This window comes from Flammeovirga sp. OC4, from assembly GCF_000812565.1.
In the GTDB taxonomy this organism is placed as follows: Bacteria; Bacteroidota; Bacteroidia; order Cytophagales; family Flammeovirgaceae; genus Flammeovirga.
Genome location: NZ_JTAM01000072.1, coordinates 38,454 through 60,678, shown reverse-complemented (window position 1 = coordinate 60,678; position 22,225 = coordinate 38,454). Strand labels below are relative to the sequence as shown.

The 22,225-nt window shown below is 34.0% G+C and carries 22 protein-coding genes; 7 read left to right on the top strand and 15 right to left on the bottom strand.

The window, feature by feature from the left end:
• Positions 1–560: 560 nt before the first annotated feature.
• On the bottom strand, positions 561–3,473 hold the full coding sequence (locus PL77_RS31020) for a PAS domain S-box protein (protein ID WP_052444708.1): 2,913 nt from the start codon (positions 3,471–3,473) through the stop codon (positions 561–563).
• A 103-nt stretch (positions 3,474–3,576) separates the two neighbouring features.
• Here PL77_RS31020 and PL77_RS24915 point away from each other — a divergent pair, with 103 nt between their 5' ends.
• Together PL77_RS24915 and PL77_RS24910 are read left to right on the top strand one after the other, a co-directional pair.
• Complete coding sequence (locus tag PL77_RS24915; RefSeq protein WP_044211460.1) at positions 3,577–4,434, top strand: aldo/keto reductase family oxidoreductase; 858 nt, start codon at positions 3,577–3,579, stop codon at positions 4,432–4,434.
• Positions 4,435–4,448: 14 nt separating this feature from the next.
• Positions 4,449–5,420, top strand: coding sequence for an ion channel (locus PL77_RS24910; protein WP_052444707.1), 972 nt, complete (start codon positions 4,449–4,451; stop codon positions 5,418–5,420).
• Between the two features lie 49 nt (positions 5,421–5,469).
• On the opposite strand, the gene uvrC is transcribed toward PL77_RS24910, so the two are convergent.
• The 11 genes from uvrC to PL77_RS24855 all read right to left on the bottom strand — a co-directional run bounded on the left by uvrC (position 5,470) and on the right by PL77_RS24855 (position 16,142).
• Positions 5,470–7,275, bottom strand: coding sequence for an excinuclease ABC subunit UvrC (gene uvrC / locus PL77_RS24905; RefSeq protein WP_044211459.1), 1,806 nt, complete (start codon positions 7,273–7,275; stop codon positions 5,470–5,472).
• 170 nt (positions 7,276–7,445) lie between these two features.
• Positions 7,446–8,072 carry a transglycosylase domain-containing protein gene (locus PL77_RS31015; RefSeq protein WP_052444706.1) on the bottom strand — a complete coding sequence of 209 codons (627 nt, stop codon included), beginning with the start codon at positions 8,070–8,072 and terminating at the stop codon, positions 7,446–7,448.
• Positions 8,073–8,219: 147 nt separating this feature from the next.
• Entirely contained in the window at positions 8,220–8,774 is a 555-nt protein-coding gene (locus PL77_RS24895) for a DUF2911 domain-containing protein (RefSeq protein ID WP_172665947.1), read from the bottom strand.
• A 68-nt stretch (positions 8,775–8,842) separates the two neighbouring features.
• Entirely contained in the window at positions 8,843–9,949 is a 1,107-nt protein-coding gene (gene hisB / locus PL77_RS24890) for a bifunctional histidinol-phosphatase/imidazoleglycerol-phosphate dehydratase HisB (protein ID WP_044211457.1), read from the bottom strand.
• Between the two features lie 26 nt (positions 9,950–9,975).
• Positions 9,976–10,809, bottom strand: a complete 834-nt coding sequence (locus PL77_RS24885) for a GWxTD domain-containing protein (protein WP_044211456.1) — start codon at positions 10,807–10,809, stop codon at positions 9,976–9,978.
• Positions 10,810–11,024: 215 nt separating this feature from the next.
• Positions 11,025–11,597: a MarC family protein gene (locus PL77_RS24880; protein ID WP_044211455.1), complete on the bottom strand. Its 573-nt coding sequence runs from the start codon at positions 11,595–11,597 to the stop codon at positions 11,025–11,027.
• Between the two features lie 210 nt (positions 11,598–11,807).
• Complete coding sequence (locus tag PL77_RS24875; RefSeq protein ID WP_044211464.1) at positions 11,808–13,019, bottom strand: 3-phosphoshikimate 1-carboxyvinyltransferase; 1,212 nt, start codon at positions 13,017–13,019, stop codon at positions 11,808–11,810.
• A 7-nt stretch (positions 13,020–13,026) separates the two neighbouring features.
• Complete coding sequence (gene lipB, locus PL77_RS24870; protein WP_044211454.1) at positions 13,027–13,752, bottom strand: lipoyl(octanoyl) transferase LipB; 726 nt, start codon at positions 13,750–13,752, stop codon at positions 13,027–13,029.
• Positions 13,753–13,922: 170 nt separating this feature from the next.
• Positions 13,923–14,294: a hypothetical protein gene (locus tag PL77_RS24865; RefSeq protein ID WP_044211452.1), complete on the bottom strand. Its 372-nt coding sequence runs from the start codon at positions 14,292–14,294 to the stop codon at positions 13,923–13,925.
• 193 nt (positions 14,295–14,487) lie between these two features.
• Complete coding sequence (locus PL77_RS24860) at positions 14,488–15,423, bottom strand: UDP-glucuronic acid decarboxylase family protein (protein ID WP_044211451.1); 936 nt, start codon at positions 15,421–15,423, stop codon at positions 14,488–14,490.
• Positions 15,424–15,515: 92 nt separating this feature from the next.
• Entirely contained in the window at positions 15,516–16,142 is a 627-nt protein-coding gene (locus PL77_RS24855) for an L-threonylcarbamoyladenylate synthase (RefSeq protein WP_044211450.1), read from the bottom strand.
• A 300-nt stretch (positions 16,143–16,442) separates the two neighbouring features.
• On the opposite strand from PL77_RS24855, the gene PL77_RS24850 reads away from it, so the two are divergent.
• The 3 genes from PL77_RS24850 to PL77_RS24840 are packed head-to-tail and all read left to right on the top strand — an operon-like array spanning position 16,443 to position 18,615.
• Positions 16,443–16,997: a GNAT family N-acetyltransferase gene (locus PL77_RS24850; protein WP_044211449.1), complete on the top strand. Its 555-nt coding sequence runs from the start codon at positions 16,443–16,445 to the stop codon at positions 16,995–16,997.
• Positions 16,998–17,039: 42 nt separating this feature from the next.
• Positions 17,040–17,621, top strand: a complete 582-nt coding sequence (locus PL77_RS24845) for a non-canonical purine NTP diphosphatase (protein WP_044211447.1) — start codon at positions 17,040–17,042, stop codon at positions 17,619–17,621.
• 43 nt (positions 17,622–17,664) lie between these two features.
• The gene (locus tag PL77_RS24840) at positions 17,665–18,615 is read left to right on the top strand and encodes a hypothetical protein (RefSeq protein ID WP_044211446.1); all 951 of its coding nucleotides are present in this window, start codon (positions 17,665–17,667) and stop codon (positions 18,613–18,615) included.
• A gap of 96 nt (positions 18,616–18,711) precedes the next feature.
• On the opposite strand, the gene PL77_RS24835 is transcribed toward PL77_RS24840, so the two are convergent.
• From PL77_RS24835 to hemC, 3 genes are read right to left on the bottom strand one after another with little or no spacing between them, the layout of a single operon-like run.
• Complete coding sequence (locus tag PL77_RS24835; protein ID WP_044211444.1) at positions 18,712–19,203, bottom strand: NADH-quinone oxidoreductase subunit C; 492 nt, start codon at positions 19,201–19,203, stop codon at positions 18,712–18,714.
• Between the two features lie 2 nt (positions 19,204–19,205).
• Positions 19,206–19,730, bottom strand: a complete 525-nt coding sequence (gene nuoB, locus PL77_RS24830; RefSeq protein ID WP_044211443.1) for an NADH-quinone oxidoreductase subunit NuoB — start codon at positions 19,728–19,730, stop codon at positions 19,206–19,208.
• A gap of 18 nt (positions 19,731–19,748) precedes the next feature.
• A complete protein-coding gene (gene hemC, locus PL77_RS24825) occupies positions 19,749–20,678 on the bottom strand; it encodes a hydroxymethylbilane synthase (RefSeq protein WP_044211441.1) in 930 nt (309 codons plus the stop codon).
• A gap of 374 nt (positions 20,679–21,052) precedes the next feature.
• On the opposite strand from hemC, the gene PL77_RS24820 reads away from it, so the two are divergent.
• Entirely contained in the window at positions 21,053–21,451 is a 399-nt protein-coding gene (locus tag PL77_RS24820; protein ID WP_044211439.1) for a metalloregulator ArsR/SmtB family transcription factor, read from the top strand.
• Positions 21,452–21,456: 5 nt separating this feature from the next.
• Complete coding sequence (locus PL77_RS24815) at positions 21,457–21,987, top strand: RNA methyltransferase (RefSeq protein ID WP_044211437.1); 531 nt, start codon at positions 21,457–21,459, stop codon at positions 21,985–21,987.
• Positions 21,988–22,225 lie beyond the last annotated feature (238 nt).

The following is a 22,225-nucleotide window of genomic DNA, read 5'->3' as shown; positions in this document are numbered from 1 at the left end:
CCGCTTTCGCTGATCTTATAATTACTTTTCAATACATTAAAGAACGTTTGAGCTGTTGCTCAATGATCTGTTTTCCAGATTTTTATTTTCGACAAACATTTAAGTTTATCGCTACATTAAACCGTTGTTTAACGCTACTTCTTTTCAGAAGCGAGTGCAAAGGTAAGAACTTTTTATTTTAACTTCCAAATCTTTTTTCAAAAATTTTTGAAGTTTTTTTTATTGATTTTTAAACCTGAAACACTCTGTATTTTCAACTTCAAAAGAGAAGCTTTTAAAGCCTTTCGTTAAAGGCGAGTGCAAAGGTAAAAAGAGTTTTTTAATTTGCAATGCTTATTTTGTTTTATTTAGAAACTTAATTTCCATTGCTCAATTTTACTCTGACACAAAGAATTGCGTCATCAAAAAATTCTTCTTTTACATCATGTTTTTGTTGGCTTTCCGTTCAAAAGCGAGTGCAAAGGTAAGAGCTTGTTTTGAAAATGCAAGGGATAACCAATAAAAATATTTTAAAGGAAAGTAAATAAAAACACACCCCACTAATAAACAGACCCTTAAAGTTATCTATTTAATGCAGGCAAGTATACTTTTATATTACACCCTAGTCCTTTTTCTGAATTTAGCTCTATTTCACCACCCAATATTTCTACAGCTTCTTTGACAATAAAGAGTCCTAACCCTGTTCCTTCTTTATATTCAGATGCTCTATAAAACATATCGAAGACTTTTGATTGATCACTTTGCGAAATTCCTTCTCCATTATCCTCAAATTGAATTTCGATACCATTCAAATGGTCTTTGATTACAATGTTTAAGAACTTATACCCTTTATCAGCATCACTATACTTCACACTATTGGTAAAGAGGTTGGTTAGAATACTTCTTAATCGTATTCTATCTGAAACAAATCGTTTGCTCGTGGAGATATCTAAGTTGATAACAAAGTCATTACTTAAATGAAATTGATGACTATCAATGATTAACTTCAATTCCTCAAAAAGGTCGATGGATTTAGGTTCTAAGTTTTGTCTATTGTTTCGTAAAAATTCACCAAAGTCCTTAATCAAATCCAATACTCTATCCACATTTTTATTCATCATTGGAAGGTATATTCTCATCACTTCTTCTGGCTTCTCTTTATAAGCAAGGTTTAATAATCCTTTTAAAGAAGTCACTGGACCTTTCAAGTCATGAGTAGTACTGTATAAAAATCGATCTAGTTCCTTATTGGTTTCCTTTAGTTCTTTATTTTTTGCAATCAGCCCCTGCTCATATTCTTTTCTTTTAGTGATATCATGAGCATTAAAAATTGTATATAGTTTACCTTGGATCTTTGCTAGGTTTGCACTTAACTCTACATCTACGTAAGAAGAATCTCTCCTTCTCATTTGAACTTCTATTTTTGAAGGATTAGATACATCTCCAATGCGACAGTTGTTCCTATACTCCAATATTCTATTATGATCTCTTTCATGAAAGAAGTCTAAAAATACTTTCCCCCTTAAATCAAAGTAATTACTAAACCCTAGTAAACGTTGTAGCCCTTTATTATAATTGACTACCCTGCCCGAAAACTCAGCAATAAAACTATCTTTAGCAGCGTTAATCATTGATTTAAGCCAGATCTTTTTACTCTTGCTTAATTCTTCTTTTCTTTTCCTTTCTGTAATATCCGTGACAGCTCCCACAAAACGTAAAAGATTTCCTAATTGATCATAAATCGCTCTTCCTTGAATATTCAAGAATTCTAATTGTGTCGCATTTAATAGTTGTCCACTACATTTTATATCAAGGTCAATAGGTTTATGTAATATTGAAAGACGTTTAACCGCTTCCCTAAAAACTATACGGTAATGCTTATCAATATAATTTAGTTGTGTTTTAGTAGAAGGTATACCTTTTGATTTATCTAAGTTCAAAAGTGTATATAAATGGTCAGACCAATAATAACGCTCTTCACGAGGTTCATATACCCAATTTCCCACATGTGTTACCCTTTGTATTTCATCAATGTAGGTTTCATTTCTTTCTAAGAGTCCTAATTGTTTCTTTTGCTGAGTAATATCTTGAATCCCTCCATAAAGACCTACTACCCTATTGTGTCTAATGATTGGCCTTCCTGTCAGCCGTACCCATTGTTCACCTCTATATTTTCCTCTGATTAATAACTCTAGGTCAAAATCGGATTGTGTCTTATAGGATTTTAGCAGTTCTTTTTTCGCTTTCAGATAAGATCTTTCATCACACATACTCAGCAAAGCCGTCGGATTTTTGTAGATAAATTCTTGTGAAATACCTATTACCTGAGCCACTTCCTCTGTTACATTCATTGTTTTAGAAAAACGGTCATATACCCAACCACAAGCTTTGATCAATCGTTGCATCTCCTTTAGCATCTGATTGTTCTGCTCTTTTTGAGTAACATTTTTAAGAGTAGCAAAAACAGCAAATCTTCTTTCTGATATCTTTACCTTTCTAGTTTGTACCTCAAAAAGTAAAGCTGTACCATATTTTGATCTTAAATCAATGAAAAGCTTGTGAGGAGATTCTACTTCACTAGAAGATAGAATAAGCTGAAATTCTTCCAGAAAATGAGCTCTTAAAGAAGGATGGATGAACTCTGTAAATTTTTCCCCTATAATTTCAAGCTCCGAGTACTGTAATAAATCTCTCAGGTACTTGTTGATTTTTACAATTTTAAAATCAGTATCTATGATCGAATAGCCAATATTGCTCTGTTCCAGCATAGAACTAAACATCTCTTCTACTGTAGAACGAGTGGTGACATCTTTACTTCTAATCAGACAAGCTTCAACTTCTTGTCCTTGTAAATAAATAGGTTGGTAATGTGTTTTGAGAAAAACTTGTTCGCCAGAATGTAAATAATAAGATAACTCAGATTGAAATTCCTCTCCATTAAATGCTTTATGAACTCCGATTTTTAATCGTTCATACTTTTCTAAGAAATAATGCATTTTGGAGCCTATATCCTCTACCTTACCTAATAATCTTCTCCCTAAAGCTTTTGATGCATTATTGTAAAATAATACCTTAAAGTTTTTGTCAATGATGAAAATAGCATCATCTGAATGCTTTAATAAAAGATGATTGGTTAACTTTAAAAATGAAACATTATGGTTTAAATCTTCTTCTTTTTTTTTAATGATAAAGGCTTTCTTATCATTGATGATTTCTATTTTCTGATAGGTGCCGTTTTCATAATATAGCTTCTGCTCTAATGATGCACCATAGTTCAGTTGTTCTAATTCTAGAAAAGTACCTCTAAAAATGCCATGCCACTCCCTTGGACAAAACTCAAAAAAATTAATTATCTCATCTCCTTCCGGATATTCAATACCTAAAATCATTTGGGTTTTGTGACTTTCTAAGAAAGAATAATTCTCTTTTTCAATTATAAAAAAAGGAATATTTTTGTCTTTCTCTATTAAATTAAGGAAAGTCTCTTTATACATAGCGTAATTATATTAGTTACTCATAAGTAGAAGCTTTTTCTACGAGAAACGGTTAGTTATTTCCGATATTATTAATTTTATATACTAAAATAAAAAAAAACAAATGATCTCAAAAATTGTAACCGGTGTTTGGAACTGGGGTGCACTTAGTTCTCAAGAAATTCTAAAGTTAATTGAAACAAGTATTGACAACGGTATAGATACCTTTGATCATGCTGATATATATGGAGGTTATACGATTGAAGAACAATTTGGTAAAGCACTTGCTTTAAAGCCTGATTTGCAACAGAAACTTAAGATCGTAACTAAGTGTGGTATAAAATTGATTACACCTAACAGACCACACCATCAAATCAAGTCTTATGACACAAGTGCGAGCCACATTATTCAGTCTGCAGAAAACTCTCTTAAAGTATTAGGAGTTGAAGTGATTGATTATTTATTGATCCATAGACCTGATCCTTTATTAAATCCTGCTGAAGTGGCTGAAGCTTTTACTTCTTTACAAAAAGAGGGTAAGGTGAAAGCTTTTGGGGTAAGTAACTTTTTGCCTCATCAAGTAGATATGCTACAAAAGGAATTTCCTTTGAGCATTAATCAAATTGAAATCTCGCCACTTCAAACAAAGGCACTTTATGATGGATCATTGGATAATTGCTTGAAAAATAATATTCAACCTATGGCATGGTCACCTTTAGGAAATGGTAGAATATTTACAGAATCTTCACCTGAAATTCTACACCTGAAGAAAGTTGTACAAGAAGTTGGGGAGAAATATAATCTTGGTATCGACCAAACCATTTTCGCATGGCACCTTACACATCCTACAGCGATTGTTCCAGTTCTTGGTACAACAAAAGCTAACCGTATTGTAGATGCTGCAAAAGCAATGAATGTAAAATTAGAGAGAGAAGATTGGTTTAGAATATTAGAGGCTGCTGAAGGTCATGAGGTAGCCTAGGTGAAATAAATAGTATGTCTGATAAAACTTCAAAAATTCAAGACCCTGGCGTTGGTGTTCAATATGAACATGAAACTAAGCGTATTATTAATCCTGATGGTAGTTTTAATGTAAAAAGAATCGGCACTGCCAACTTTGTACGCGATGCTTACCATTGGTTGATTACGATTAATTGGCTTCCTTTTATCACAGTGATTGGGAGTGTAATTGTTGCTACAAATGTGATCTATGCATTCTTATATATGGCTTGTGGAGTAGAGCACATCACGGGTGTTTTCCAAACCAATAGTATATGGGATGAATTTGTACAAGCTTTTTTCTTCAGTGTACAAACTTTCACAACAGTGGGGTATGGAGCAATGTCTCCTCAAAGTCATGCCATTAGTTTAATTGCAAGTTTAGAAGCTTTTAACGGATTACTTTTATCTGCTTTTTCTACCGGTATTCTTTACGGTCGTTTTTCAAGACCTATTTCCAAAATTGTCTTCTCAAAGAATGCTTTATTGACAAAATTCAAGGATACTGACAAAGATTGTTTACAATTTAGAGTGACCAACAGTAGAGCAAACACTTTACTTAACCTTGAGGCATCTGTTTATGTTTCCATTCAAAAAAAACAAACGGATACAAACGGTAATGAAGTATTTAGAAGACAGTTTTATGATATTTCCTTAGAAAGGTCTAACATTATGTTTATGCCTCTTTCATGGACCATTGTACATATGATTGATGAAAAAAGTCCTCTCTATAATTTAACATTAGATGATTTGATCCATCAAAATGGAGAAATCCTTATTGTATTAAAAGGCTTTGATGAAACTTTTGGGCAAGATACTTATACCTACCACTCTTATTTTGCGACAGATTTTGTGGAAGGTAGAAGGTTCGTTAGAAACTTTCATGTTGATGAATCGGGGGATATCATTCTTAGTGTAAAAGATATCCATTTAACGGATAAGCTTCCGTCCAAAGAAGAGAAAAAATAACTTTAATAATTACGGCTATTACTTAAATGAAGTAATAGCCGTAAATATTTTAGGACAATCCATCCTTTACTTTTTGTGCTTTACTATTCCCAATTAAATCTGCCAATTCCTCCACAGGAGCCGCTTTAATATTCGTAATTGTCTTATAATGTTTCAAGAGCTTCTGAATGGTATTGGGGCCTACTCCAGGTATATCTTCTAATTTAGAATGAATACTTCCTTTACTTCTCAAATTCCTATGAAATGTAATACCAAAACGGTGTGCTTCATCTCTTAATCGCTGCACTAATTGAAGCGATCTTGATTTTTTACTTAAATGTAATGGAATTGGGTCCTCAGGGAAAAATATCTCCTCAAGCTTCTTTGCGATACCAATAATTGGTAGTTTTCCATAAAGTCCTAAACTTTTGAGTGCTTCACAAGCCGAGCTTAATTGTCCTTTTCCTCCATCAATAATAACCAATTGAGGAAGCTTTTGCCTCTCTTCTAACAACCTTTTATAACGGCGATATACCGCTTCTTCCATAGATGCAAAATCATCTGGCCCCTCTACTGTTTTTACATGAAAGTGTCTATAATCTTTTTTGGATGGTTTACCATCTTTGAATACTACACAAGCAGAAACAGGATTAGTGCCTTGAATATTTGAGTTATCAAAACATTCGATATGTACAGGCACCTCTTTGAGTTGCAATTCGCTTTTTAACTGTAGTAATGTCTGGTAATTACTTTTCTTATCACTGATCTCTCCTCTTGAAGTTTCTCTTTCACGCTTGAAATACATTGCGTTTTTGAAAGACAGTTGAATAAGTTTTTTTCCATCTCCAATTTTCGGAACTGAAAATTCCATTCGGTCATCTTCCTCATCAAAAGAAGTGATTTCAATATTCGTATATATTTTGCGAGTTGATGTTTTATACCTCTCTCTGAAATCCATTATTGCCTGGAGAAGAATTTCTTCATCATCCTCATCCATCCTTTTTGTAATTTGATTAGATTCTGCATAGATGATCCCCCCATTCATGATTTTAATGAAATTGACGTAAGCAAAACGCTCATCAGAAATAATCGCATATACTTCTATTTCTTTTAAAGTAGGGGAAACAACAAGTGACTTCGATTGGTAATTTGTGATCAATTCTAGTTTTTGCTTCCAAGTATTTGCTTCTTCAAAAGCTAAAGCGGCAACTGCTTCTTCCATTTTCTGAGTAAAATACTCTCTAGCAACACTCAGATTGCCCTTCAAAATATTAAGAATTTGCTTAATATCTTCATTATAACTCTCCTCGGTTTGTTTTCCCTCACAAGGTCCTAGACAATTGTTGATATGGTATTCCAAACAAACTGAGTATTTAGCCGCTGCTACATTTTCCTCCGAAAGATTATAAGTACAGTTTCTTATCTTATAAAGTTGCTTGAAAAGATCTAACAAAGCAGACATTGCTCTCCCATTGGGGTAAGGCCCAAAATAACGATGCCTTTTATCTGATGTATTTCTTGTGGAAAAAACTCTAGGAAACCTTTCTTTTGTAACACAGATATATGGATAGGTTTTATCATCTTTCAAAAGAATATTATACTTGGGCTGATTCTTTTTGATAAGATTATTCTCTAATAAAAGTGCGTCATATTCAGAGTCTACTACTGTATATTCTATCCCCCTAATTTCAGAAACTAACCTTTTGGTTTTACGATTCATACCGGCTTGTTTCAGAAAATAAGAAGAAACTCTGTTTTTCAGTTTTTTTGCTTTTCCTATGTAGATGATTTTCCCTTCCTCATTGAGGTACTTATAAACTCCTGGCTGAAGGGGAAGGTTCTTGACAACCTTCATCAACTCTTCTTTATAATCCATAATTTTTAAATATAATCATCTATTCCATAAAAAACGGGAATTTATTGATCAATTAAATGCACAACGGAGACGTAGTTTTAATCACCACGTCTCCGTCATTTTTATGTTTAGTACAGTTGTCCTCATCATTACACAACTGATTGTATTTTTCATTGAACTTAAGTTAACACCTAATCCATTAACTTATTCAATAGGTTAAAACGTGCTTCGACAATTTTATTTTTATCATAAGTACTTGGGTCCACCTCAAGAGGCTTTGCTAGTACAGAAGCTAATTTCAATTTCTGTCTTCTTGAAAGATTTTGAATATCTTTTTTATAATAATAATCTGCGGCTTCACCAACACCGTAAATATTGTCACCCCACTCGGAATAATTGAGGTACAATTCCAATATTCTGTTTTTATCTAATATCAATTCCATTTCAACAGCTGCCAAGGTCTCTAAGTAAGACCCAAGGTTATTTTGATGTGGAAATAAGAACATTGTTCTCGCTACTTTTTGAGAGATAGTAGCAGTGTTAGGAGATGACTCCATTGAAAAGCCTTTATGTATTTTAAAAGAAGGATCATCCAAACCTACGATTGCTGTTTGTAAATCTGTTGGAATACTTTCTTTTGGAATAAACTTAGGAGTGATAATATTTGTGATATCAAAATGAGACCTCACACACATGAACATAGACATAGAGGGGTTTGCCCACTTTACATAAAGTGAACCTAATGCTATATATGCAAAAAATGAAATGTGAGCGATAATCGTTAGAACGGCAAGTCGTTTTAAAAAGGGTACAAACATGCTAGTAAATCATTTAATAAATAGGCATTTTAATGTTATAGTGAGACTACAATTTAAGATAACCTGAAAGTTTTGTGAAGTAGTTTGCTGTTGGATGACCAACATTTATAATAAAGTTCTAGCTTTTCTTTATTAAATAAAAGAAAATCATTCACTTTCTTCCTCTTTTCTGATTGGAGCTACAATAGAAACTCTCTGCCAGATAGCTACCAAATTACAACCTTCTTCATCTTCTTGAAGGAAGATAGAGAACTTTCTGAAAATTTTAAATGAATTCAGTGAGGGTAATTTCACTCTAAAAACATCTTTGGATTGGTCATATTTAAAAGTTCCCCATTGCCCTACTGCTTTGTTGACAATTAATGTCCACTCCGCTGTATCCGGAATAGCATATAAAGAATATGTTCCGGCCTCAAGTGGTTGCCCTGCCAATGTTACATCTTCGGTCACCGTGATTTCGGTAGCATCATCATCTCCAAAACGCCAAAGTTTTCTCCATGGCACCGATACTCCAAATTTGGTATCAAAATCTGATTTCATCTTTGGTCTGCCATACGTCACTTTTACATAAGTACCATCTTTCATGGTATAAGTAGCCAAACCTGTTTCACTCTTTCTTGGTTTATGTTCCAATTCTTGAGCAAATACGTTGATACTTAAAAGTGAAAACAGTAGTAATAATGTGTATATATTTTTGATCATCTCCTTGTAAAAATAAAAAGCGGACATTACCGTAATGATAATGTCCGCTCAAATATCGTAAAGAAATTTTAAAGTACGCCCTTTGTACTTGGAATTTCATTATTACCTTCTTCTACTTGAATGGCCATTCTTAGTGCTTTTGCAAAAGCTTTAAATGTACCTTCAATAATGTGGTGATCATTATCTCCTGAAGTTTTGATGTTTAAATTACATCCAGAAGTATCTGAGAATGACTTAAAGAAGTGTGAAAACATTTCAACAGGGAAATCTCCAACTCTTTCTCTAGACAAAGGAGCATCACAAACAAACCATGGTCTACCTGAAAAATCTAATGCTACTTGTGCTAATACCTCATCCATTGGAGCAATAAAGAATCCATATCTTGCAATTCCTCTCTTATCACCTAATGCCTGCTTGAAAGCTTCTCCAATTGCTAAACCTGTATCTTCAATAGTATGGTGCTCATCAATATGTAAATCACCTTCTACTTTAACTGTCAAATCTACTTTACCGTGTCTTGCGACTTGGTGCAACATGTGGTCAAAGAAACCAATTCCTGTTGATAACTCTGATTTACCAGTACCATCAAGATTTACTTGGATGAGAATTTTTGTCTCATTTGTTATTCTTTCCACCTTAGCGGTTCTTCCACCTGCCTTATAGTTCTTCAAGAAACTATAAATTTCTTTCCAAGATTTTGTCGTTAAAACAGCATCTGACTTTTGTGCATCACCGATTAAGATACCCTTAGCTCCTAAATTTGTCGCTAATTCAACATCTGTCAAACGATCTCCAATTACAAAAGAATTTGCCAAGTCATACTCACCAGACATGTATTTAGTCATCAGGCCTGTTCTTGGTTTTCTTGTTGGAGCCTTTTCATGCTCGAATGTTTTATCAATTAAGATATCATCAAACTCAATGCCTTCTCCTTTTAATGTTTCTAACATTTTATTTTGAGCAGGCCAGAAAGTATCTTCTGGAAAGCTATCTGTTCCTAGTCCATCTTGATTGGTCACCATCACCAATTCATAATCCAATTCTTCTACAATGTTCTGCAATTGAGAGATTGCTTGAGGAACAAATGCTAGTTTTTCCAATGAATCTACCTGATAATCTACAGGAGGTTCAACAATAATTGTCCCATCACGGTCTATAAATAATGCTTTTTTCATCTTAAAGTTTGTTGTTCGTTAGAAAGTTATTGGATGGTACCGTTACGCCATTTTTTGACAGTATCAAACCACACACGTTTATAATCATAAGAACGCTTCAGAACATAATGCGTTCCAGTGAACTGATTAATATCTTCAATAAAGTCAAATTCTACCTGTCCATGATTTAAGTTGCTATCATAAGACCATCGAATTCCGCCATCTATATTAGAGATTTCATCTGGTGCTCCAAAAATAATAAAAACTATACCTCTATCCGTTTTCCAACCTTCTTTATATTCTGAAAACTGTGTATTTGCTTCTGAAACTCTTTCAAAATACAATTTGATCAGTCGTTTTGCATTATCAGGTGACCCTGCTACATTGATCCAAAAGTTTTCAAATGCCTCCCTTGGTCGCTTCCCTGTTTTGAAAGACATCATTTCATTTTGTGTAGAAATATAAACCATAGGAGGATAAATATTTCTCATTTTCCGGTATTTAGGAAAATCAGAAGGCATGGCTGTAAAACCTACTCCATCTCTACTTGTCGTATCTGTTTGAATAAAATACAGACCCGTTGTTGCTATTTCTATCGGTTCATTTGCTTTTACCTCAAAAGTAGAATCAACAATCATTGGGTTACCTGTACTTGCATTTTCAACCATTGGTGGAGGTGCAGGCATAAAGTCTGTAGAAAAGTGATATACAAAATATCGTTGGGCATTGTCACCTTGAATAGTGAAATTTTCTCCTACTCGAACATATTTTGCTGTACTTCCTAGATTGACAGTGAAATTAGATACACTTTGAGCTTGTAGTATAAATGGGGTAATAATTCCAATGAATACTACTGCTATCATTTTAACAGTTTGTTTCATCAATTAAACTTATTAGATGTTCTATAGATCTCATTTTTAGGGATAATAGAAGTTAATGCAAAAAAATGAAGTTTTCAATTCTACAGCACCCTTAATTGAAAAATGCCTTTAATCAGTTTGCTTCTATGCTGAGGAAATGAAGTAAAACGTAATAATAATTTGAATACAGTTATTGTAAAAGAGAAAGGGTAGACACATTGGTCTACCCCTACCTATTATATATTCGTTTTGAAGAGCTTAATCGCAATTGCTAATAAGATAATACCAAATACTTTTCTCAAAATATTGGCACCTCCTTGCCCTAGCTTCTTTTGAATCCACCCTGAACTTTTCAATACAATATATACAAATATCAAATTGATGAAAATCCCTAAAAGTATACTTAAAGTAGAATACTCGGATTTCAATGAGATAATTGTTGTCATTGTTCCTGCTCCTGCAATCAATGGGAAGGCCAAAGGAACAATTGATCCTGTACCTCCTTCATCTGCTTCACTTCTAAAAAGCACAATCCCTAATATCATTTCAATTCCTAAAAGGAAAAGGATTATGGCACCTGCAATTGCAAAAGAACTTACATCAATCCCAAAAAGGCTTAGAATCTGCGTACCTACAATCAAGAACAACACCATGATAACTCCTGCTACAATGGTTGCTTTTCCTGATTCAATTTTCCCTTCTTTTTCCCTTAAGTCGATAATGATCGGAATTGATCCCACAATATCAATTACAGAAAAAAGGATAAGTGATACAGACACTATTGCTTTGAAACTAACATCTAATTCCATACGTACTCAGACAAAATTTATTTAACCATTTATTATTTTTTGTGATCACTGATTTCAAAAATTGAATAGAACCACTTCTAGTGCATTTTGAATGCGTTGTACTCTTTCAAAAATAATGAATAACTACCCTCTAATATCAAGATTGATGTAAATGATACTTTACCTTGATATTCTTATTATTTTTATCTGAGCACCTTGATTTATATCTAACTATTCGCCTTCCATGACGAAGCCTGCACTTTTTAAATCTTCCCAATAACTAGGGTATGATTTTGCAACCACGCCTGGCTCTTCAATATCTAATTCTCCAAGAATAGACAAAGGAGCAAATGCCATTGCCATTCTATGGTCATCATATGTATCGATTGTTTGACCTTCAATCTTGATTCCTCCTTTAGGAACTCTGATTTCTTCGTCACCAATTACTTCAATCTCTAATCCTAATTTTTTGATCTCGTTTTGAAGTGCAGCAATTCTATCAGTCTCTTTGATCCTTAAACTCTGAAGGCCAATCATTCTTCCTTCCATCCCTAAAGCAGCTACTAAAGAAACGATCGTTTGTGCTAAATCTGGACAGTGTGTAAAATCATAGTAGAACTTATCTGCTAATGCTGTTTTTGTTAAGCGAACACCATCTGCTTCAAAAGTACTCTTCACACCCAACTGCTCCATAATTTCCACAATGGCCTTATCTCCTTGTAGAGAATCTTCTCTCAAGTTCATGATTTTCACCTCTGCTTCCTCAGAAAGAGCCACAATACTATACCAATAACTTGCTCCAGACCAATCTGATTCAATGGTATAAGCACCACTCTTATAGTTTTGAGGAGCAACAGTAATTACATTGTCTTCCCATTTATACTCCACTCCAAAACGCTCCATCAAGCTTAATGTCATCATGATGTAAGGTTTAGAGTTTACATCTCCTTCCAATACAATTTTTAACCCTTGAGGAAGTGAAGGAGCGACTAAAAGCAATGCAGAAATATATTGGCTACTAACATCACCTCTAATATTTACTGTATCTGTAGCTTGAGCAAAACTCTTTATTTTATGTGGAGGATAACCTTCGTTATTCATATAATCAATATTTCCACCAATAGAGCGTAATGCATCTACAAGAATTCCAATAGGTCTTTCTTGCATTCTTGGAGTACCCGTCATAATTGTCTGACGGTTATTTGCAGTAACATAAGCTGTTAAAAAACGCATCGTTGTACCTGCGTCCAACACATCCAAAGTTAAGTCATCGCTACCCAATAAACGCATCATAGTTTGCGTGTCCCTAGCCATAGAGATATTATCTAACTGAATATCCTCTTTTGCAGATGCTTGAATGATCAGCGCTCTGTTACTTTCACTTTTAGAAGATACCAAAGGCACATCTAAACTTACTTTCTTTGTAGGGTGATAAATTTTCATTTGTCTGTTAGTGATTTTGGTTCTCAAAAATTTCCATTTCAAAAAGTGTTGCAAGGTGATTTTTCAATACCTCTTCCACTTCTTTCATATTGACTGCATGACCTAATTCTTGTTCCATAGAAGTCACTGCTTTATCAGAAATACCACAAGGAACAATATTACCAAAGAATTTAAGGTCTGCATTAACATTAAGTGCAAAACCATGCATGGTCACCCATCTGCTTGTTTTCACACCCATCGCACATATTTTTCTTGGGTTTGGATCATTATCTTCACCAATCCAAACACCTGTTAAACCATCTATTCGCCCTGCTTTTATACCGAAATCTGCTAAAGTGAGAATAATAGCTTCTTCCAAAAAGCGAAGGTACTTATGTATATCCGTAAAGAAATTATCCAGATCCAAAATAGGGTAACCTACGATCTGTCCCGGACCATGATAAGTAATATCTCCACCTCTATTAATCTTGAAAAATTCAACATGCTCCTTTTCCAATCCTTGTTGATCCAACAAAAGGTGCTCTTCTTTACCACTTTTACCTAAAGTGTAAACATGAGGGTGTTCCACAAACAATAAATAATTTTTTGTTTCAATTGGTTCTTCTCCCCTGTCTGTTCTCCTTCTATTTTCCAATTTTGTTTGAACAATAGCATCAAACAATTCTGTTTGGTAATCCCATGCTTTAGCATAAGGCATCTTACCGATATGTTGAAATTCAACTTTCTTATTCATGTTCCTCTCTTTTTCTTTTGCAATGCATCACATGAAGTCATTGAGTACAAAAACATTACTTCTGTTTCAACACTTTCTGCATTCTCACGAATATTTATGCGAATTTGCACAAAAAAAACCTCTCCTTTATAAAGAAGAGGTTCATATCTACTAAAAAGTATCTTTTTTTTCTAATTCGCAGACTTAATATAAGCTAAGAAGTCACCTTGGACACCCAAAGTGTTCGCTAATTTAAGCATAGCAGTAGCTTCCATCTCACTGATATACCCTTTTCTATTGTTGGCATCCCATGCAAGACGTATGTATTTTAATCTCGTTTCTGGAGGAAAATCCATCATTACATCAGAGAGATAATCTTTTGCTCTATCAAAAGCATTGACATAATCTTCTCCGATAAACTGCGTTGCCCATTCCAATTCTTCATGACCTTGAATGTTAGTGGCAGTCTCCTCCAAGATTGCTTGTTCATCCTCATCTAGTCCGTGATAATGGAATATCACCGATTTGATTAATAGATAAGCTTTTTTCTCTTCACTAGTCATTTTTTGTAATTGGAGGTTTTTGTCTAGACAAATATAACATTAATGTTAGTTCAAGCAAATAAACGTTAACGATTAAAATAAAAAAACTATTCAGAGCATGCTCTATGTAACGTCCTTTAAAACAATACATTCAACATGCTCCAAACTATTTTCTAAACTAAAGATACAGTATTATGGACTTTAAAGTCAAAAACTACTTCACTTTTTCCATAAAATATTCCAAAGTACGCTTCAGGCCTTCAGAACGATCTACTTTTGGCTCCCAATCTAGAATTTCTCTTGCTCTTGTAATATCTGGTTGACGTTGTTTTGGATCATCTTTAGGAAGATCTTTATAAACAATCTTAGAACCTGAGTTCGTCAACTTCACAATCTCTTCTGCAAAATCCTTAATAGTGATTTCTTGAGGGTTACCAATATTTACTGGATCATGGTAATCAGACATTGTTAATCTATAAATACCTTCTACTAAATCATCTACATAGCAGAAAGATCTTGTTTGTGAACCGTCACCGAAAACTGTAATATCTTCACCTCTCAATGCCTGACTCATAAATGCTGGTAATGCTCTACCGTCATTCAGACGCATACGAGGACCATACGTATTGAAGATTCTTACCATACCTGTATTTACACCATGGAATGTGTGGTATCCCATAGTAATCGCTTCTTGAAAACGCTTTGCTTCATCATATACGCCTCTTGGTCCAATTGGGTTTACATTACCCCAATAATCTTCCTTCTGAGGGTGTACATTAGGATCACCATATACCTCAGAGGTCGATGCGATCATAAAACGTGCTTTTTTCACTCTTGCCAAACCTAATAAGTTGTAAGGTGCTAATGAACCTACTTTTAGGGTTTGAATTGGCATTTCTAAGTAGTCGATTGGGCTTGCTGGAGAAGCAAAATGTAAGATGTAATCTAAATCACCAGATACGTGAACAAACTTTGTTACATCATGGTGGTAAAATTCAAAGTTTGGATTTCCGAAAAGGTGTGAAATATTGTCTTCACTACCTGTTAAGAAATTATCCATTCCTACAACTTTGAAACCATTTGCTAAAAATTTGTCACATAAGTGTGAGCCAAGGAAACCTGCGGCTCCCGTGATTAATACTCGTTTCATGATATATTAAATAAGTAAAATTTTGTCTTAACTGTAGCTGAGCACTAATAATCAGACTTTATAATTTCTTATTGAAATTCTTCTGATTTTGATTATAAATAATCCTCTATGTCTCCCAAACCTTGACGAACTACATCAAAATCTCCGCCAACTAAGTTGATTACTGTCGATAAATGAATGTTTCCATATCCTCCATCAATAACAGCATCCACTAAATGACCATATTCCTCATAAATAAGTTCCGGGTCGGTAGGATATTCTTGTATATCATCATTCATTTTTAATGAAGTGGTAACAATAGGATTGCCTAATAGATTGACTAGATCTCTTGGAATATTATGATCTGGAACACGAATACCTACCTCTTTTTTCTTGGAGTCGACCAATTTTGGTACTGAATTACTCGCTTGCATAATAAAGGTAAAAGGTCCAGGTAAAGCCTTTTTCAATACCCTAAAAGTAGGTGTTTCAATATGCTTTACATAGTTTGTAATATCTGAAAGGTCATAACAGATAAAAGAAAGATTCATTTTATTTGGTTTCAACCCCTTAAAACGGATAAGCTTTTTAAGTGCATTTTGATTCATAAGATCACACCCTACACCGTAAACTGTATCTGTTGGATATATAATTAACCCTCCTTTTCTCAAGATATTTACTACTTGATTGAGCAACCTCTCTTGGGGATTATCTGCATTGATTCTAAAAAATTCTGCCATGGCTTTACTTTTAAAGGAGTGAAGATAATCTTTAAGTACCAAGACAAAAACTATTTCATGCTATTAATTAGTATTTCTCGTGATAACGATGACTTAAAAACGATCAATAGTCTATCTCTGTTTTTCAAACCGCCTTTAATAAGACCTACAAATAGAATTCTCACTTTTAATATTTAGGTTTTAATAGGCTTAAATTGCCGGCTTTGTACTTAGCTTTAATTAAATTACTTATATAATGCGGTAATCTCAACAAAAGTTTTCATTAATATTGAAGATCTAAATAAAAAAAATGAGAAAGTCATGGCTTATATCACTATTCCTGTAAAAACATGGTATTTACAGAAAGATAAAAAGGTACAAACACATTTAAAGTTTTCTTTGAAGGGAGAAATCAAAGAATGGCTTCCTAAAAATAACTCTGAATATCTTGATGTGTACAATGCTATTGGAAAAGACTGGGGCTGGACCGGAAGAGTTTTAATGGCCGAGGAAGAACTAAGTGACTGGCTAAACTCACCGAAGTCTAAATTCTATTTACTAGAAGTGGAGGGAGAAACAGCCGGTTTTATAGAGTTTGATTTTAAAGATGCAACAAGACCCGAAATCGTTTACTTCGGACTAATGCCAGATTATATCGGAAAACAGTTGGGCTTACCTTTCCTCACTCATGCCACTCATTATATCGAAAAGTTAGAGGAGGTGGAAAATGTATGGTTGCATACTTGTGAATATGATCATCCTTCAGCAATTAAAGTCTATCAAAAAGCTGGGTTTGAAGTTTATAAAGAAGAAGTGGATGAGGAACCTTATGATGAGGATTTTTTGAAAGAGTTTAAGGAAAAGTTCCGTAATTAGTGACTCAATTTTAAAAGTGTGTGTAATTAATTTAACAACGAGATGAAAAAAATCTGTTTTGCGACAAACAATGTCAATAAATTAAAGGAAATACAACAGCAATTAGATGGACTTTACACTATTGTAAGTCTTAAAGAAATTGGTTGTGAGGAAGAGCTGCCTGAAACACAAGAAACTTTAGAAGGAAATTCTCTGCAAAAGGCACAATACGTTTGGGATAATTATGGAGTAAGTTGCTTTGCTGATGATACAGGCTTAGAAGTAACGGCACTTAATAATGAGCCAGGGGTTTATTCAGCAAGGTACGCAGGCCCTCAACGTGATTCTGAAGATAATATGGATTTGGTATTGAAGAACCTTGAAGGAAAAGAAGACAGATCGGCTAGGTTCAGAACAGTCATTACGTTGCTTTGGGAAGGAAATGTGGAACAAGTAGAGGGAGAAGCGAAAGGTGAAATTATTTCTGAAAGAACAGGTGATCAAGGATTTGGTTATGATCCTATTTTCCAGCCTGAAAATGAAACGAAAACATTTGCTCAATTATCTTCTGCTGAAAAAAATAAAATTAGCCACAGAGGCAGAGCAGTTTCTAAATTAATTGAATTATTAAAAGATAAAGTTTAGATTTAGAATTGTTCGTACAAACTTTCACTACTTTTTTATTTTTATGAATAAACTAACATTACAATCTGAGAAAGAGTACAAAAACTTTGGTTTCGCTTTCGGACTAGGTTTTATTATTGTACAGATTTTCCCTCTTATTTATGGATTAATTAATGGAGGAAATGCAAGCACGTGGACTACAATTGGGCTCATTGTCACAAGTCTTTTCAGCTCACCTGCCATCCTATTTTTAGGTATCGGACTATTAAAAGGATATAAAGAAAAAGCAATTTTCTGGGTAGGCATCATGGGATTGTGGATGAATGTAATGCTCAACCTTTACATTCAGCAAGGAGGAGAAGTGGTGTATTTAGAATCTATTTTACATACACTTTCTAGAAAATTAGTTGCTCTGATTATTTCATTATTAATCATTCGTCATTTCATCGCTACCAAAAACCTTTTACACCTGGCCCTTGGTTTTGGTATATATGTGATAATGTCTACTGCAAGCTCATTTATACAGTTCAGTGATAGCTTAGCTACTGAGGAAATTGTGAGTCAAGCACTTTGGGGTGCTTTATTCTATGTCTTTGGATTAGCTTTTGGATACCTTTTATTTACTATTTTCTCTGGCAAAAATGACCATGAAGGCAATCAAGCAGAGGTCATTACTCCTGGTTTCCAAAACGCTCAATTGATCTTTTACTTTATGATTTTCTGCTTATACTTTGCAGATATTTGGATGGGACAATCCAATTTAAGAACCAATGTCAATGTCCTTTTCCAATTACTTTTCGCATCGATAGGCATTATATATTTCACTAAAAATATTATTACAATTGGTATGGCCATGACACTCCTTTCTTTGATTGGAAGAATCATTGTATTCTCTAAAGATATGAGCGCCATCAATACATTAGGAGTAGCTATTACCTTATTGTTCTTAATATTATTTGAGATGTCAAGAAGGCAATTTAGTATCAGTGAAGGAAAAGGAAAGCGAAAAAAGTAATTTCTTTTTCATCCTTTTCAAGAAACAAAAAGAGCAATTGTAACTTCATATCACAATTGCTCTTTTTGTTTCTTGAAAATTTGAGTGATTTAAAATCTAATCTTTTTCATATTTGATTTTAATTCCATGATACCTCTCTTCAGGCTCATAATCTTTTTGAAGCGGATGACCAACCCAGTCATCTGGCGATAAAATTCGTCTTAAATCAGGATGATTCTCAAAACGAATACCCACTAAATCATAAGCTTCTCTTTCATGCCAGTCCGCTGCTCTCCAAACAGAAGTCACACTCGGTAAAGTTGGGTTTTCTCTGTCCAACATTACTTTTAATGTCAATCTATGACCGAAAGGGATTGAATAAAGGTGATAAATCACTTCCATTGTTTTTTTTGCAGGGCCATTATCTACACCTGTCAAACAAGAAAGTGAATCAAAATAAGTAGTTTTATTCTCCTTCAAAAACTGACAAACTGTTGCAATATTCTCTCCTTCCACTATGATTTCATCTTGTGGCTTAATAGGATTATAAGTCAATTTACAATCTGATAGATTTTCATTGATAAAAGCTAATATCTCTTCTGTTGTCATTTCTAAGCCGTTTTTTCTTTTAATAGATTTTCTACAGCAGTTGGAGCCATTAAAGTTTCTTTTTTGATTTCATCTCTTAACTTTAATATTCCACCAATCAACGCTTCTGGTCTTGGTGGGCATCCTGGTACATAAACATCCACTGGAATAATTCTATCTACACCCTTTACTACATTATAGCCATGTTCCCAATAAGGACCGCCACAATTTGAACAAGATCCCATTGAAATTACATACCTAGGTTCTGCCATTTGTTCATATAAACGACGCACTCTATCAGCCATTTTGAAAGTAACCGTTCCCGAAATAATCATACAATCCGACTGTCTTGGTGTTGCTCTTGGAAATACTCCAAAACGATCCAAATCATAATTGGAAGCAAAGGTACTCATCATCTCAATAGCACAACATGCTAACCCAAAGCCTAAAGGCCAAAGTGATGACAAACGAGCCCAGTTAATGAGGTCGTCTACTTTTGATATAACTATTTCTCCTTGACCGAAGTTTTGGTCCATTAGTCCTTTCATAGCGATATGTAATAAAGTTTAGTTTTTTAATGCTGCTAATATTTCGGCACCACCGCTTGCTAAAGTTTCCTTTGCAATTTGAGTTCCCGCCTCCTCTACTTTATCAGCATCTACAGTATAGGTGTAACGAATTTGAGGCTTGCCTTCTGGTACTGCTAAACCTCCTGTGATATTAATTTGTTTATCTTCTGTCCATGTTGCCAAACAAAAAGCAGGAATACTACAGCCACCTTGTAATTCTCTCAAAAAGGCTCTTTCACCTCTTACACAACGCTCTGTATCCTCATCATTGACTGCATTTCTTACTGCTTCTTTAACCTCTGCATCCAATGTTACCGCAGATTCGATAGCTACACACCCTTGTCCCGTTGCTGGAGTAAAAGTATCTAATGGCAATTCGTGAACAATCATATCATCGTATTCCATTCTATGAACCCCAGCATACGCCAACATCAATACGTCACACAAACCATCTTTCATTTTCTGAATTCTTGTTTGTAAGTTCCCTCTAACGTCAACAATTTTTGCATTAGGGAATTGGCTTTTAAGCATTGCTACTCTTCGTACAGAAGAAGTACCAATCACAATAGCTGAAGACGAATTGATCTCTAATCCTTCTTTATGGCTCACAAATACATCATGGCACGCTTCTCTTTCAGTAAAGGCAATTAATTCAAAATCATCACCTAAAGAGGCCTGCATATCTTTTGCACTATGAACCGCAATATCAATCCCTCCATTTCTTAATTGTTCTTCTAATTCTTCAGTGAAAACACCTTTTGAACCAATTTTTGAAAGTGAACGGTCTAAAATTTTATCTCCTTTTGTTTCTATCAGTACAAGTTCAGCCTTATGATTATTTTTCTCTAAAAGCTCTTTTACATAATAAGCTTGCCATAAAGCGAGCTTACTTTTACGAGTACCGATTTTTATTATTCTCTCTGCCATAGTTGTATCTTTCTAATGTTGCGAAGATACACACTAAGAAATTCAAAATAAAGGTCTTATAATGGAATACAAAAAAAAGACATTCAATATGTATCGAATGTCTTTCCACAACTGGTTAATGTTACTGGTGTATCATGCCATATAATAGGTGACTAACCTATTATCTTTACCTATAACAATAATAATGTATAGAAAGTTTATTTAGAAACATTTTTAGAAATAAAAATGATTTTCTTGGAATTTTAATATGATATTTCCATAAATCTTCAATTAAGAGGCTGTTTTCCTTAACAAGATGTAAAATATAGATATTATTCTTATTTGAATTCAAGATTAGTATATTTGCTAATGCAAATTAATGCGAAGACTATTATATGAAACTTAAACACTTTAACCTTTCCATCGGAACCCAAATTATGAAGGCCCTTGGAGAGGAGTCTAGGATACGTATCATGCACCTTCTTTATGAAAATGAAGAGATGTGTATTTCAGATATTGAACTGGTTTTAGATTATACCCAAACTAAAACCTCAAGACATTTGATCTATATGAAAAATGCTGGCCTACTTAATGTTAGAAAGGTGGATCAATGGTCTTTTTATTCTATTAAAGAAGAAATTTCTGGTATTGTAGAGACAATCTTTAATTATATGGAGAAAGATACCACATTGATTGAAGATCAAACTACTTACAACACGTTATTCAGTAACCGTGAATTGGCTATCAATAAGATTGAAAGAAGAAGAATGAGTCATTATCCAATAGGAGATTAATATATATGAGAAAATTAAGCATGGATGAACTTAACAGAGTAAGTGCTGAAGAGTTCAAAAGTCAGAAGAAAAATAATATTGTTGTTGTTCTTGATAATATCAGAAGCCTTAATAATGTTGGCTCTGCTTTCAGAACAGGCGATGCTTTTGCTATTGAAAAAGTCGTTTTATGTGGTATTACCGGTAAACCTCCTCATCGTGATATTCACAAAACTGCTTTGGGTGCACAAGATACTGTCACTTGGGAACATTTTGACGATACAGTAGAGGCTATTAAAAGTTTGAAAGAAGAAGGGTATAAAATTATCGCTGTTGAACAAGTGGAAGGTTCTACCTCTCTTCAAGATTTTCAGACTACTGCGGAAGAAAAAGTAGCCTTGATATTCGGTAATGAAGTGATGGGTGTAAGTCAAGAAGCGATTGAAGCATCGGATATTGCATTGGAAATTCCTCAGTTTGGTACGAAGCACTCATTAAATGTTTCTGTTACCCTAGGGGTTGTATTGTGGCAAGTATTACAGCAGAAGTTAAGTTAGTACCTGACCAATAGAATAAGCTATTTATTTTGCCTCAACTTTACTAATAACAAAGTAAACGCAAAATAAATAGCTTTTTATTTTTTTATTAGAATGAGATAACTAAATTGTACTTCGAAAAAGAACAAAACTAATTATTAATTTTAAAAAGCTTGGTGTATAGTATAATAAATCAATTATTTAAACATTAAACTGACTTCTCAACTCAAGCTAAAACTCTTTTAATTATTTAAATTTC